The sequence below is a fragment of the Clostridiales bacterium genome, from assembly GCA_030016385.1.
In the GTDB taxonomy this organism is placed as follows: domain Bacteria; phylum Bacillota; class Clostridia; order Clostridiales; family Oxobacteraceae; genus JASEJN01.
The window spans coordinates 58897-73019 of sequence record JASEJN010000007.1 but is presented as its reverse complement, the minus strand read 5'-3'; the positions used below and the strand labels follow the sequence as shown (position 1 = coordinate 73019).

The following is a 14123-nucleotide window of genomic DNA, read 5'->3' as shown; positions in this document are numbered from 1 at the left end:
GTTGCTCAAAATAACATAATCCTATTTATGCCTGATTTCATATTACGAATTGAAGATAGGAGAGAAATAAATAATGAATAAACTGATGGAAAAGAAACCGATTTTACATGCAATCCTATGGATTCTGATATATGTTGTAATGGTCAATATCGGAGATATGTTATCTGAATTGACGGAGTTTCCCTATTTGACAGGTTTATTGCTGCTTGCTTTGTCGGTTTTTATGGCGCTTTATCTTAAAGAAAGCGGTCGTGTCAGCCTTTATGGAATTAAAAAAATTACAAAGCAGGATGCGCGCAAAACTTTATTTTATATACCGATGATTCTGTTGGCCTTTATACAGCTTTTTGCGGGAATAGTCCCTGCACTTTCAATTACGAAAGTTGCCATTGCCTGCCTTTTGATGATCGGGACAGGTTTTGTTGAAGAACTGATATTCAGAGGATTTCTATTCTACGGGATATACGGTAAATCAGGCGTCAATAAAGCGATTATCATTTCCGGAATCACCTTTGGAATAGGACACATCGTCAATTTGCTCAGAGGGTACACATCTTTAGAACAGTTGGAACAGATTGTTATCGCAATCATGCTGGGCATCGTTCTTGCTTTGCTTGTAGCCATCACAAAGAATATTATACCTGGCATACTTTTCCATATCGTATTCAACATTACCGGAACCATTTCAAATGCAGAAGGAAACATTTCGACCTATCTGATGCTCGCAATTTTGGTAATCTCCCTGTTCTATGCCATTTATTTATACCGATTCGTACAAAAAAGCAATGAATATTGACCGCAAAAATCATCTTGCGCACCCCACAAAAATCGGGGTGCGCTTCATTATTTTAACCTGCCTATAATATGATGCATATCAAGCCGCCGCTACCTTCATTGATGATTTTCTGCAGTGTCCTTTGAATCTTTGATTGTACATCCTCAGGCATCCTATATAATTTATTCTGCAGTCCTTCTTTGACCAACTCCTCCAGTGTCTTTCCAAACATGTTTGTCTGCCAAAGCTTGCCGGGATCATTTTCGAATTGTTCAAGAAGCGACTTTACTAATTCCTCTCCCTGCCTTTCTGTTCCTACAATAGGAGATACTTCTGTTTCAATGTCCGCCCTTATCATATGTAATGATGGTGCCGATGCCCTTAGCTTAACACCAAATCTTCCACCCTGCTTTACTATCTCAGGTTCTTCAAGGTGAAGCTCTTCTAATTGTGGAGGAACAAGTCCATAACCCGTCTCCCTCACATCTTTCAAAGCCTTGGATACTTTATCATATTCCTTCTTTGCGAATGACAGATCCTTCATCAATGACAATAACTGGCTTTCACTTTCAATCTTGTATCCAGAGAATTCTCCAAGTACCTGATAGAAAAGGCCGTCCTTTGTCTTCATGTTTATGTTTGCGGTACCGTTACCCAGCTTCATATCCGATATGGATACTTCACCTATAAAATCATACTCGTTAAATTTATCAACAGTGGATTTAATATCCCTTAATTTAAAAATATCCTTTGCAGCATTTTTGATGGCATCGATGAAGTCCTTTTTCAACCAGTGAGAAGAGTCCAGTGAGTCTACCCATTCGGGTAAATCGATATTTATCTCTTTAACAGGAAATTCGAACAAAACCTTTTCTAGGGTATTATTTATATCTTCATTCCTCATCTGCATGACATCCATTATCTGAACCGGCACATTATATTTTTCCTCAAGATCCCTTTTGAGGTTTATAGTATCCGGATCATATGGATGAGTCGTATTTAATATCATTATAAACGGTTTATTTATATTTTTAAGTTCTTTAATAACCCTTTCTTCGGCTTCTATATAGTTTTCCCTTGGTATTTCCGTTATCGACCCATCTGTAGTCACCACAATGCCTATCGTCGAATGATCATTTATAACCTTTCGCGTACCGATTTCGGCCGCCTGTTCAAACGGTATCTGGTAATCATACCATGGTGTCGTTACCATCCTTGGAGTATCGCCTTCTAAATACCCTAAAGCTCCTTTTACGAGATATCCTACACAATCAACCATTCTTACTCTCAACTTTGCATTTTCTTTTACCTCTATTTCCACCGCTTCATTTGGCACGAACTTGGGTTCTGTGGTCATAATAGTCTTTCCGGCAGCACTTTGAGGTAATTCATCTTTAGCTCTTTCCTTTTTATAATCGTTTTCTATATTCGGTATAACCAAAAGATCCATAAATCTTTTTATAAATGTAGATTTACCTGTCCTTACAGGCCCTACTACACCGATATATATGTCTCCCTGCGTTCTTTCCGCTATATCCTTATATAAATCGAATTCCTCCATGTTTTCCCTCCTTCTATAATGAATTATCTCAAATATATACTTAATAACAGTATATATATATGAAAGGTTGTATATATTATTACAAGTTATTGTCCCATAATAAATTTACTCAAAATTTAAAAAGTTTCATTAAGAATAATGTACTTCAATTCGTAATTTGAACTTATGTTATTTTGAACACTCATTCGCTGCTTAAAATAACATAATCCTATTTATGCCTGATTTCATATTGCGAATCGAAGATAATGTAAAAAGTTCTTGACATTTACTGTTTTCTATCATAAGATAAATGTAAAGAAGGTTTTACATTCAGGAAAGGTGATAATTTATATGAAATTCTTTAAGAAACCCGATGAGATGGAAATGTCGATTAACTTTAAGGCTATGAGGCTGGCATGGGTATTCGAGAATATAGTATTGATCGTATGGACTATAATATCCTGTATAAAAGAAAAGGGCAGTTTCCCTATCACGCTTATGATCATACTTGCCCAAAATATTATTTTCTTTGGGAGCAAGTTATACATGGCCCATAAAATGACGGACGATAAAAATGAAGAATAAAATAAAAGCCTTGCGGAGGGAATTAGGATTGCGTCAGGAAGATGTTGCAGCTCGACTGGGTGTGACAAGGCAGACGATTATCGCCATTGAAAATGATAAATACAATCCTTCGCTGGAATTGGCAATGAAACTTGCCAGGTTACTGAATGCTCCAGTCGAGAAGCTCTTCCAATTAGACAAATAGCAGATGGAGCGCAATATCGCATCAGTTTAAGTTGAATGTAAAACTTTCTTTATATTTATCTTATTATCTTATGATTTCTGTTTATCCCTTTTCGCCTTTTTTTCTGTATATGAATCTTATAGGCGTACCATCAAAGCCAAGCCTTTTTCTTAACTGGTTTTCAAGATAACGCTCATATGAAAAATGCATTATTTCAGGATCATTCACAAAAAGCACAAAAGTCGGCGGTTTTATAGATGATTGCACGGCATAGGATATTTTAAGCCTTCTACCCTTATCTGAAGGCGGTTGCTTCATCATAACAGCGTCAGATATTATGTCATTTAATGTACCGGATTTGATTCTGGCAGCATTCTCTTTAGAGGCAAGTTTAACCATCTCGATCAATTTATCGATTTTATGACCAGTCTTGGCGGAAATAAATACAATAGGGGCATATGGCATAAAGCTCAAATCGTTTCTGATTTTGGATGTATACTCATCAATGACTTTATTATCTTTTTTTATGATGTCCCATTTATTAACAGCAATAACTATTCCCTTTCCGGCTTCGTGGGCATAACCGGCTATCTTCGTATCCTGTTCGGTAATTCCCTCGCCCGCATCTATCATGATGACACATACGTCCGCCCTTTCTATGGCCGCAAACGCTCTTATTACGCTGTATCTTTCGATATTTTCATTCACCCTGCTTTTTCTTCTTATTCCAGCCGTATCTATAAATATGAATTTTTCATTATTTATTGTCACAGGTGTATCTACGGCATCCCTTGTAGTACCGGGAATATCGCTCACAATCATCCTCTCCTCCTTTAGCAGCCTATTTGTAAGAGATGACTTGCCGACATTTGGCTTTCCAGCTATAGCCACTTTTATTGCATCTTCTTTTTCATCTTCTTCGTTGTTTTTATCGAAATATGATATCACTTTTTCAATAAGGTCACCTATACCCAATCCAAGCGTAGAAGATATGCCTATAGGTTCTCCCATACCTAAGTTGAAAAATTCATATACTTCATTGAACATCTTCTTGTTGTCAACTTTATTTACTGCTATTACCACCGGCTTGCTTGTTCTTCTTAATATCGACGCGACTTCCTCATCAACATGTGTTATTCCATCCTTTGCATCCGTTACAAATATAATAACATCCGAAGTTTCAATTGCAATTTGCGCCTGCCTTTGCATCATGGAAAATATCTTATCTCCACTTGACGGTTCAATACCGCCTGTATCTATCAATATAAATTTGTGATTAAACCATTCGGCATCCGCATAAATCCTGTCCCTTGTCACTCCAGGCGTATCCTCGACGATTGCAATCCTTTTTCCTACAATCCTGTTAAACAAGGTAGATTTGCCGACATTAGGACGTCCAATAATAGCGACTATAGGTTTCACCAATATCACTCCCTGCATATAATCCTTAGAAAATCCGAGCCATCAAAACCGCATATATCAATATCCGTATTTAAACTTATTTTCAATTCATCAAGTGTCATGTCATCCAGCAGTACATTCTCCCCGGATTTAAATACATTTGATGGAATAATCAATTTTTCACCCAGGGGCTTTCCTTTAAGCTGCCTTACTATATCTCTTCCTGTGAGGAGTCCCGCCACAGTTATTCTCTCTCCGAAAAAATCGTTCTTAACTGGATATACATGTATTTTTAAACCCTTAATTTTATTTTCCACCATTTTGCATATATTATTAATATATTTAAAAGCTGATATCCCTGTAATAACCGATATTGTTTTATTCTTATATATCGTTCTTTGCCCTTTTAACGAGCTTTTTACGTTCTCAATTAAATTCGTTACCATTCCTATGCCGTCCTGAAGCTGCTCGTAATCCCCGTAATACTCCGGCTCTGGAAGCTTTCGACCGGCCATTATGTAAAATTCGTCGGCAGCTCTCACGAATATCGTTTTGGCTATTTTATATATTTTTTCCTGTTCTTCATCGATTATCGATAAAACATTTCTTGATGCTTCCTCGTCATAAGCCCTTAAATTATAAAGATTTTGTCTGTATTTTGTAATTCCAACAGGCACTACTGCAATGTTTTTTACCATCGGATACAGGCAATACAAATCATTTATGGTCTTTCTTAAGATATTCCCGTCATTTATATCTCTGCATAAAACTATCTGGCAGTTTATTTTTATTTTATTATCAGTTAATTTCTTTAATATTTCCATTATATTCCCAGCATTTTTGTTTCTCAGCATCTTGATCCTGAGCCTTGGATCTGTCGTATGCACGGAAACATTAAGCGGACTTATTTTATATTCTATTATTTTTTGAATATCTTTATCGGACAGATTAGTAAACGTAATGAAATTCCCCTGCAAAAAAGACAGCCTTGAGTCATCGTCTTTAAAATACAGTGTATTCCTCATTCCCTTTGGAAGCTGATCGATAAAACAGAAAATACATTTATTTGCACAGCTTCTTACATTATCGAGCAGGGGATTTTCAAATTCTATTCCCAAGTCATCGTCATATTCCTTCTCAACCTCAAATATGAGCTCTTTTCTGTTTTGGTCCAGTACGGATATTTCAAGATACTCATCAGCTATGAGATATTTGTAATCGATGATATCCTCTATCGTTTTACCGTTTACACCAATCAGTAAATCACCCTTTTTTATTCCAACCTCATCGGCGATACCGCCCTTTATTACATTTTTTATCATTATACCCTTTTTCATGTTCTGCACGCCCTTAAACTAACCCGATTATGTTTATGCCTTATTGCCATGCGGCACTTTTGTTATACTATCACTTTTACATTATCATTACAATAGGTTATCCATAATGGCACATCCAGATTATGTAAAAAGTAGAAAAAAAGAAGGCCATTTATGAGGCCTCCCGTCAATCATTCAAATCCCTATGCTCTCCTGTGATCAGGAAAATAGTCCACTCACAGATATTTGTTACATGGTCACCAATTCTTTCAAGGAATTTGCATACAAACAAAAATTGGGTTGCCTGCGTTATTTTCCTTGGATCTTCAAGCATCAAGACCAGAAGTTCCCTGAAAACTTGTTTATACGACCCATCTATTTCATCATCCATGTTAGAGATTTCCTCCGATGCTTTAACATCAAGCTTTATGTATGCATCCAAGGAATCTTTAATCATCTTTTGCACAATATCTGCCATTCGAGGTATATCGATAAGAGGTTTTATATATTTTTCATCTTTTAATCTTATTGTTATCCTTGCAATATCAACAGCATAGTCGCCAATTCTTTCCAGATCTGTCACAATCTTAATGGATGTAAATATTCTTCTAAGATCGATTGCCAAAGGCTGCTGCCTCGCTATCAACTTAACGCATGCCTCTTCGATATCTGCCTCCATATCATCAATTATATCGTCTTTATCGATAACTTCCAGGGCTTTTTTCTCATCCTGCTCTACTAAAGATATTATACAATCATTTATCTGACTTTCTACTGCGCCACCCATTCTGATCAAACTGTGAAATAAAGAATCAAGCTCTTCATCAAAAGTACCTCTTGGCATTTCTAAGCACCTCTTTTATAAAATTTAATAATATATGACATTTATTATACCATATTATGTAATATTAGTTATATGAAAAAGAGGTAAATTTAATTATATCTTAAAATTTTTATCTTTCCACCTTCATATCGCTAATAGGTATATAATCTAATTTTTCAATATATGGTTTTACCTTGTCGCTCATGATATAATCTATATATTCCTTGGTAATACCTTTTGCATAACCATTCGTATACATATGTTCGTAAGCCCATATTTGATATTTACCGGAAGCGATATTCTCCGGACTTGGTTCTACTCCATCAACTTTCAATACCTTTAAAGAGCCGTCTCCCTTTACATAAGTAAGTCCTACATAGCTTACAGCACCCTCGGTATCCATAACCGTTTTTACAACTGTACCGGATGAATCCTGCGTCAATGCCTTCCCTGCAATTTCAGTTGCACCATTTAGGGCATATTTCTCAAATGTAAGCCTTGTTCCTGAGGACGCAGGCCTGCTGACGATTACAACAGGTACGTTATTTCCTCCGATTTCCTTCCAATTGGTTATCTTTCCAGTAAACAGATCTGTTAACTGCTTGCTCGAAACATTATCTATCCCGACTCCCTGGTTTGCTATAACAGCAAATCCTACGACAGCCACTTTATGATCGATTAAATCACTGGAATCAAATCCATTCTTATCTTCTGCAAATATATCGGAATTTCCAATCTGCGCATTTTTTGCCCTTACAGCTGTCAAGCCATTTCCGCTGCCGCCTCCCTGCACCTGTATATTGCTTTCCGGGAAATCCGTCATGAACATTGCCGCCGCTTTTTCAGCCAGAGGCTGCAATGCAGTAGAACCCATTATCATCAATGCATTATCGTCGGACCGGCCGCATGACGTTGCAAACAGTATAATAAATAATATTAAAATATGGATAAAAATATTAACTATATTTTTATGGGATTTAAACATTTCATATCCTCCTAAAAAGCAATGATTGTTATCATTTTGAGCCTGTATGTTTTCTGTAAATCATTTTCCCTATATACCTTGAGATTATATTAAACAAAAATACGATAATAATAAGCAGAGCGGATGCCCCATCTGCAACTTGCCTTGCATCCGGCACAAGGGACTCCGAATTGATTTTCCAGATAAATACGGAAAGCGTTTCAGCAGGCCTCAAGGGGTTTAATGGTGATACCTTTGAAAAAGAAAAAAGCCTGTTAAACTTCAAATCCGGTGTAGTCATTCCGGATGTATACAAAAGAGCTGCCGCCTCCCCGAACACTCTGCCTGCAGTTAGTATTGTACCTGTTATGAGCTGCAGCATTGCGGAAGGAAGTATCACCTTATATATAGTCTCCCATTTTGTTGCGCCTAATGCGAGGCTCGCTTCCTTTAGGCTTTCGGGCACACTTTTTATGGCATCCTCGCTGATACGCGTCATAGCCGGCAGATTCAGAACAGTTATGGCAAGAGCACCTGATAACAATGAAAAACCCCAGTGCAACGAATTTACAAAAACCAAAAATCCAAATAATCCTACTACTATCGAAGGCAAAGATGAAAGGGTTTCAATACATAATCTGATAAAATCGGTAATACGGCCCGGCCTCGCATATTCAGCCATGTATATTCCCGCACCTACTCCCAGTGGTATGGTGATAAGCATTGAGAGTACAAGCAGATAAAATGAATTGAAAAGCTGCGGTGCGACGCCACCGCCGGGCTCCATGAATTTTGGCGGCGTAGTTATAAATTTTAAGTTTAAAACGCCTATACCCTTGTACAAAATATATCCCACTATCAAAAAAAGGAGCAGCATTATTAACGATGCTATCAAGTAAAATATCGAAGTCGCTATCTTGTCATATATCTTTGCATTCATCGCATACTCCTCCTCGAAGATATTTTTCTGATTATCAATATGAATCCAAATGAAATCAATAAAAGAAGCAGTGCCATGGACCATAATGCATTATTCCACGCAGATCCTGAGACAGTGTTTCCCATATCCATCGTTATTATACTCGTAAGAGTAGTTGTAGGATCCAGCAAACCGGATGGTATTTTAATAGAATTTCCTATAACCATCTGCACAGCCAATGCTTCTCCAAATGCCCTGGCTAATCCCAGCACAACGCCTGTAAATATTCCCGGTGCAGCGGCGGGAAGAAGCACTTTTCTTATAGTCTGCCATCTCGTAGCTCCCAGAGCAAACGACGCTTCCTTATAGTTCAACGGCAAGGCCTTTAACGAGTCCGAAGCTACACTCGCTATAGTCGGCATTATCATTATGGTAAGCACTATGCCGCCTGCAAGAAAGCTAAATCCTAATCCGCCTATATTTTTCCTTATAAAGGGTACAAGTACGCTTAATCCTATCCACCCGTATACAACAGAAGGTATTCCCACAAACAATTCAATGGAAGGCCTTAATAATTTTTCGCCAAACTTTGGCGATATTTCCGTCATAAATATCGCTGCGCATACGCTAAGAGGCGTACTGACAATTACGGCGAATAGTGAAACAAGTATCGAACCTACTATAAAAATCGCAGAACCAAGCTGAGGCGTACCATTTGAATTTAAACTCTCAGGTGCCCATTTTGAGGAAAAAATAAAGTCTATTACCGAAACATGATTTCTTGTAAAAGTAACAATACCCTTAGACGCTATAAAAAATACTATCGATATAGTTAACACAATAATCAATAAGCCACAGAAAGTCGAATAAATCTTTCCGAATAATTCTTTTTTTATATAATCCTTTTTATTAATTGATGATCCCATATTGCTCATATGTTACTCCTTTTTTTGATTTTAATATTATTCCAAAAATTTGATGATATAAGTTAACCAAATCGGCCTGTTATATAATCTTCCGTCCTTTTATCCTTTGGTTTATAAAATATCTCTTCAGTAGGCCCGTATTCTACTATTTCGCCTATCAGGAAAAATGCCGTGCTGTCGGATATTCTACCTGCCTGCTGCATGTTATGAGTAACAATAACTACAGTATATTCTTTCTTCAGTTTGCTTATAAGATCTTCAACTTTAGAGGTTGAAATAGGGTCAAGCGCTGAAGTAGGTTCATCCATAAGTATAACCTCAGGTTCTACGGCAAGTGTCCTTGCTATGCACAATCTCTGCTGCTGACCACCCGATAAACTTATACCGCTCTTATTAAGCCTGTCCTTGACTTCATCCCATAAGGCGGCTCCTATGAGGCTCCTTTCGACTATCTCAGCAAGTTGCCTTTTGTTTTTTATGCCATGTATCCTTGGTCCATATGCAACATTGTCAAATATCGACATTGGAAAAGGATTGGGGTTCTGGAATACCATTCCCACTTTTTTTCTAAGCTCAATAACGTCGTAATCTTTATAGATATTCTTGCCTTCAAATGTTACATCACCTGTAATCCTCACATTTTCTATCAGATCATTCATCCTGTTCAATGTCCTTAAAAATGTAGATTTGCCGCATCCTGAAGGTCCTATGAGCGCAGTGACTTTGTTCCTTTCTATTCCTATATTCACATTTTTTAGAGCTTGATTCTTGCCATAAAATAAATTAAGGCCCTTAACATCAATTATTTGCACAAGTCTATCCCCCTAACAGATAAATATATTCATCATAATAGCAAATTTAAAATATCATCTTCCATTGTAAGGTAACCTTTATATAGGCTTTATTTAAGTTAAATATCGATTTTTAAACATCTAAATGATAATGTTATATTTTTGTATGTATATTAAATTTGTGTTAAGTTTTCGTTAAGTTTAATTTCAATCACTTATTTTGGGGAAAGAAGCAGTAAATGTCGTACCTTTACCGAGCTCACTTTCTACCTTAATATTCCCATTCATTGTCGATACTATATGTTTAACAATTGCAAGTCCCAATCCTGTACCGCCAAGCGCTCTTGACCTACCTTTATCAACTCTGTAAAATCTTTCAAACAATCGCGGAAGGTGTTCTTTAGCTATCCCTATTCCCGTATCGGAAACTTCAACATATACTTTATCGTCTTTTTTATATGTTTTTACGGTAACGCTTCCCCCCTCAGGAGTATATTTAATTGCATTATCCGTGAGATTTATTAACATTTGTTTTATTCTGTCGTAGTTTCCCGATACATAAGAGCCATCCTTATCCCTTATAAACTTTATATCTATTTTTTTCAATTTTGCAAGGCTACCCATCATATCTTCTATTTCATCCATAACATCGTTCATATCGATCTTTTCAAATACCATCCATCGTTTTTTTCTACCCTCGAGTTCAGACAATGTCAGAATATCATTTATAAGCCTCGTCAATCTGTCTGCTTCAACATTTATGATATCCAGGAATTTATCTCTTGTTTTATTGTCGTTTATGGCACCGCTTTTTAAAGTCTCTGCAAAACCTTTTATGGATGTAAGGGGTGTTTTAAGCTCATGGGATACATTTGCAACAAATTCCGTCTTCATCTGTTCAAGCTGTTTCAACTCCGTTATATCCAGCATTATCGCAACTATGCCTATTTTTCTATTGCCATTTTCCATATCTGTAATCGGAGCGGCTTTAACCCGCAGGATCATATCCTTAGGGTAATTTATCCGAAGTTCCCTATTCTCATCCTGATGCTTATATAAAATATCTTCAAATTCAACGTTCCTTATGACTTCCAGCAGATGCTTGCCGAGGACGTTTTCATCAAATCCGAAAATATTCATGGCTTCGGGATTTACAAGCATTATCCTTTCATTATTGTCGATAGCTATTACCCCTCCCTGCATACTCTTTAAAATGGCTTCCAGTTTATTCTTTTTATCATATAAATCATCAATAGTAACCCTTAATTTTTTTGTCATATTATTAAACGCTTCAGCTAAATTTCCTATCTCATCGTCAGAATAAACACTTATTTCCCTATTTAACTTTCCCTCTGCGATGAGTTTTGAAAGAAATGTCATTTCTTTTACAGGTTTTGTTATATTTCTGGTAAACAAGAAGGAAATAATTAATGAAAGGATAAATAAAATCAAAGCTGAAATCAATATGTCTCCTATAAAGCTATACTCTATTTTGTTTGTATCATAAAGCGGTAAAGAAAGGACTAAAGCGGCTGCAGATACGTCTTTTTTAAGCGGTACGGCAACATAGATGATTTTTGTTTTATAATCCGCACTATACCTTATGCTTTTACCTGTATTTCCCTTGAAAGCCTCATTTACTTCCTCAAGTTCGCTGTAATCATAAATATTGTCGATGCCTGTTTCGGATTTTCCAAGCACCCTTCCATATTTATCTATTATAGTCACTTTTGCATTTACAATGCCGGAAAAATACTTTGCAGTATCATCATAATTGTATTTTTGCAACTTTAATTCTTCCGCAAGGCTGCCTGAAATCAGCCTTCCATTTGAAATAAGTTTATCTTCGCTATCTTTAAGATATGAATCCTTAGCTCTATTGATCGATAAAAAACCTGTGATAATCGCTCCTAATACTATAACAACACAAAAACATAACATCAATTTCTTTTTCATATGATTTATACCGGGATATCATTAAATCTATATCCTATCCCCCTTATAGTTTCGATATATTTAGGATTTTTGTCATCATCTTCAATTTTTTGCCTCAGATGACGTACATGCACATCTACTGTCCTTGTTTCTCCATAATATTCATATCCCCATACTCTGTCTAAAAGGGAATCCCTTGTAAGTACCTTGCCTTTATTTTTTATGAGCAGATATAAAAGTTCGAATTCTTTTAAGGTTAAGTCTATGCTTTTACCATTTTTTAAAACTTCATGCTTTGTATTATCGATCGTAAGCTGTCCTATTCTTAAAACTTCATTTCCCTTTACCTCAGAGGCAGCTCTTCTCAATATTGCCCTCACTCTTGCCATAAGCTCTCTAACGCTAAATGGTTTTGTAATATAATCATCGGCACCAAGTTCAAGCCCGACTATTTTATCGAGTTCTTCGCTTTTTGCGGTAAGCATAATAATAGGTATATTTGAGGTAGTATCCTTTCTTTTTAATGTCTTGCATACCTCAAGTCCATCTATATCGGGAAGCATTAAATCAAGTATCACAAGATTGATATTTTTGGTTTCGGCAATATTAATAGCTTCCCTTCCTTCATATGCTGTAAATACTTTAAAACCGTTATTTTCAAGATTATATTTTACAAGCTCGACTATATGGACTTCATCGTCGACTACAAGTATATTTTCACCAGCCATAAAATTCCCCCTAATGATGAATCTACATATTTTGCTTATTATAACATATACATAACTTCAATTCGTAATTTGAACTTATGTTATTTTGAACACTCATTCGTTGCTCAAAATAACATAATCCTATTTATGCCTGATTTCATATTGCGAATCGAAGACATACATAATATATCTGTTACATTCTTCGATTTTTTATACCTTAAATATACCTGCTCTTAATTATTTTATAACAAATTCGGCAAATATTCATCCAGCCAATCAAATTATAACACAACATTGTAAAATGTATGTTAAAACTACTTTTCCTTTAATATTTTGTTAAGCTCGTCCATAAATGTATTAATATCCTTGAACTGCCTGTAAACTGATGCAAACCTCACATATGAAACTTCATCTATATTCTTGAGCTTATTCATAACCATCTCGCCTATTTTTTTACTTGTGATTTCCGGCTCCAGTGAATTATATACTTTCTTTTCTATATCATTAACCAGCGACTCCAATTCATTTAGTGAAACAGGTCTCTTTTCACAAGCGCGCATCAATCCATTTAATATTTTCCTTTTATCGAAATGTTCTCTTGTCCCATCTTTTTTAATGACGAGCACAGGCAAAGTATCCACCGTCTCATAAGTTGTGAATCTTTTCAGACACTTAAGGCACTCCCTCCTTCTTCTGATCGAAGTATGATCCTCAGTTGGCCTTGAATCGATTACTTTTGTTTCTTCAGAATTACAGTAAGGGCATTTCATATTCTCTCCTCCTGCAGCTTTTCAATAATAATCAAAATAAGAATAAAAATTATATGTATTTTAACTGTATCATATCTGCATAAAAAATATGATAATCAAAATCGAATCACATACTGTTATCTTTTTTATATATTATTGCCTCACTTGCCTGTCCAATTTCAAATTTCTTTATTCATCGCTGCTGCCATCAAACTCGTTCTCATCTAAATCTACGAGTATTACGTCCGCACCTATCTTTCTTATTTTGTCCCACGGTATTATTATATCATTATCCTTTCCAAATAGCCCTATAAACTTCCCCGGTCCTGGTATTATTATAGAAGTAATCTTACCCTGTTCAAAATCTATCTCTACATCCGATACAATACCTATCTTTCTTCCATCCCTGATATTTATTACTTCCCTCTCTCTTATGCTGTTGGCATTTATCATAATCCCACCATCCTTACATATTATACTATTTATATTATTATATGAAGGAAAACAGCTATATTTTACATACAAAACA

At 36.1% G+C, this 14123-nt stretch carries 15 protein-coding genes; 3 read left to right on the top strand and 12 right to left on the bottom strand.

Going from position 1 to position 14123, the window contains the following annotated elements:
* Positions 1–73 precede the first annotated feature (73 nt).
* Positions 74–796, top strand: a complete 723-nt coding sequence (locus QME45_03235) for a CPBP family intramembrane metalloprotease (GenBank protein MDI6617676.1) — start codon at positions 74–76, stop codon at positions 794–796.
* Positions 797–857: 61 nt separating this feature from the next.
* Here QME45_03235 and spoIVA read toward each other — a convergent pair whose 3' ends face one another.
* The gene (gene spoIVA / locus QME45_03230; GenBank protein MDI6617675.1) at positions 858–2336 is read right to left on the bottom strand and encodes a stage IV sporulation protein A; all 1479 of its coding nucleotides are present in this window, start codon (positions 2334–2336) and stop codon (positions 858–860) included.
* Between the two features lie 330 nt (positions 2337–2666).
* Between spoIVA and QME45_03225 the strand changes: the two genes are divergently transcribed.
* Both QME45_03225 and QME45_03220 read left to right on the top strand, forming a co-directional pair.
* The gene (locus QME45_03225) at positions 2667–2900 is read left to right on the top strand and encodes a hypothetical protein (GenBank protein ID MDI6617674.1); all 234 of its coding nucleotides are present in this window, start codon (positions 2667–2669) and stop codon (positions 2898–2900) included.
* Entirely contained in the window at positions 2890–3084 is a 195-nt protein-coding gene (locus QME45_03220; protein ID MDI6617673.1) for a helix-turn-helix transcriptional regulator, read from the top strand. Before QME45_03225 ends, QME45_03220 begins: the two co-directional genes overlap by 11 nt.
* Before the next feature lie 81 nt (positions 3085–3165).
* Here QME45_03220 and der read toward each other — a convergent pair whose 3' ends face one another.
* From der to QME45_03165, 11 genes are all read right to left on the bottom strand, one after another.
* On the bottom strand, positions 3166–4488 hold the full coding sequence (gene der / locus QME45_03215) for a ribosome biogenesis GTPase Der (GenBank protein ID MDI6617672.1): 1323 nt from the start codon (positions 4486–4488) through the stop codon (positions 3166–3168).
* A 2-nt stretch (positions 4489–4490) separates the two neighbouring features.
* Positions 4491–5801 (bottom strand): DUF512 domain-containing protein, encoded by a 1311-nt coding sequence (locus QME45_03210; protein MDI6617671.1) that lies wholly within the window; start codon positions 5799–5801, stop codon positions 4491–4493.
* A 166-nt stretch (positions 5802–5967) separates the two neighbouring features.
* Positions 5968–6624 (bottom strand): phosphate signaling complex protein PhoU, encoded by a 657-nt coding sequence (gene phoU, locus QME45_03205; GenBank protein MDI6617670.1) that lies wholly within the window; start codon positions 6622–6624, stop codon positions 5968–5970.
* Between the two features lie 109 nt (positions 6625–6733).
* A complete protein-coding gene (locus QME45_03200) occupies positions 6734–7588 on the bottom strand; it encodes a phosphate ABC transporter substrate-binding protein (protein MDI6617669.1) in 855 nt (284 codons plus the stop codon).
* Positions 7589–7619: 31 nt separating this feature from the next.
* Complete coding sequence (gene pstA, locus QME45_03195; protein ID MDI6617668.1) at positions 7620–8507, bottom strand: phosphate ABC transporter permease PstA; 888 nt, start codon at positions 8505–8507, stop codon at positions 7620–7622.
* Positions 8504–9412 (bottom strand): phosphate ABC transporter permease subunit PstC, encoded by a 909-nt coding sequence (gene pstC / locus QME45_03190; GenBank protein ID MDI6617667.1) that lies wholly within the window; start codon positions 9410–9412, stop codon positions 8504–8506. Before pstC ends, pstA begins: the two co-directional genes overlap by 4 nt.
* A gap of 62 nt (positions 9413–9474) precedes the next feature.
* Positions 9475–10224, bottom strand: a complete 750-nt coding sequence (gene pstB, locus QME45_03185) for a phosphate ABC transporter ATP-binding protein PstB (GenBank protein ID MDI6617666.1) — start codon at positions 10222–10224, stop codon at positions 9475–9477.
* A 186-nt stretch (positions 10225–10410) separates the two neighbouring features.
* Positions 10411–12159 carry an ATP-binding protein gene (locus QME45_03180; GenBank protein MDI6617665.1) on the bottom strand — a complete coding sequence of 583 codons (1749 nt, stop codon included), beginning with the start codon at positions 12157–12159 and terminating at the stop codon, positions 10411–10413.
* Between the two features lie 5 nt (positions 12160–12164).
* Complete coding sequence (locus tag QME45_03175; protein MDI6617664.1) at positions 12165–12866, bottom strand: response regulator transcription factor; 702 nt, start codon at positions 12864–12866, stop codon at positions 12165–12167.
* 293 nt (positions 12867–13159) lie between these two features.
* Positions 13160–13615: a transcriptional regulator NrdR gene (gene nrdR, locus QME45_03170; GenBank protein ID MDI6617663.1), complete on the bottom strand. Its 456-nt coding sequence runs from the start codon at positions 13613–13615 to the stop codon at positions 13160–13162.
* Positions 13616–13783: 168 nt separating this feature from the next.
* On the bottom strand, positions 13784–14047 hold the full coding sequence (locus QME45_03165; protein ID MDI6617662.1) for a YlmC/YmxH family sporulation protein: 264 nt from the start codon (positions 14045–14047) through the stop codon (positions 13784–13786).
* Positions 14048–14123 lie beyond the last annotated feature (76 nt).

Excerpts from the sequence above, each read along its gene's own strand:
- pstA (MDI6617668.1), bottom strand. The coding sequence starts at position 8,507 with ATGAATGCAAAGATATATGACAAGATAGCGACTTCGATATTTTACTTG.
- QME45_03235 (MDI6617676.1), top strand. The coding sequence starts at position 74 with ATGAATAAACTGATGGAAAAGAAACCGATTTTACATGCAATCCTATGG.
- QME45_03200 (MDI6617669.1), bottom strand. The coding sequence starts at position 7,588 with ATGTTTAAATCCCATAAAAATATAGTTAATATTTTTATCCATATTTTA.
- nrdR (MDI6617663.1), bottom strand. The coding sequence starts at position 13,615 with ATGAAATGCCCTTACTGTAATTCTGAAGAAACAAAAGTAATCGATTCA.
- spoIVA (MDI6617675.1), bottom strand. The coding sequence starts at position 2,336 with ATGGAGGAATTCGATTTATATAAGGATATAGCGGAAAGAACGCAGGGA.
- pstC (MDI6617667.1), bottom strand. The coding sequence starts at position 9,412 with ATGGGATCATCAATTAATAAAAAGGATTATATAAAAAAAGAATTATTC.
- QME45_03220 (MDI6617673.1), top strand. The coding sequence starts at position 2,890 with ATGAAGAATAAAATAAAAGCCTTGCGGAGGGAATTAGGATTGCGTCAG.
- QME45_03175 (MDI6617664.1), bottom strand. The coding sequence starts at position 12,866 with ATGGCTGGTGAAAATATACTTGTAGTCGACGATGAAGTCCATATAGTC.
- QME45_03225 (MDI6617674.1), top strand. The coding sequence starts at position 2,667 with ATGAAATTCTTTAAGAAACCCGATGAGATGGAAATGTCGATTAACTTT.
- QME45_03210 (MDI6617671.1), bottom strand. The coding sequence starts at position 5,801 with ATGAAAAAGGGTATAATGATAAAAAATGTAATAAAGGGCGGTATCGCC.
- QME45_03165 (MDI6617662.1), bottom strand. The coding sequence starts at position 14,047 with ATGATAAATGCCAACAGCATAAGAGAGAGGGAAGTAATAAATATCAGG.
- phoU (MDI6617670.1), bottom strand. The coding sequence starts at position 6,624 with ATGCCAAGAGGTACTTTTGATGAAGAGCTTGATTCTTTATTTCACAGT.
- QME45_03180 (MDI6617665.1), bottom strand. The coding sequence starts at position 12,159 with ATGAAAAAGAAATTGATGTTATGTTTTTGTGTTGTTATAGTATTAGGA.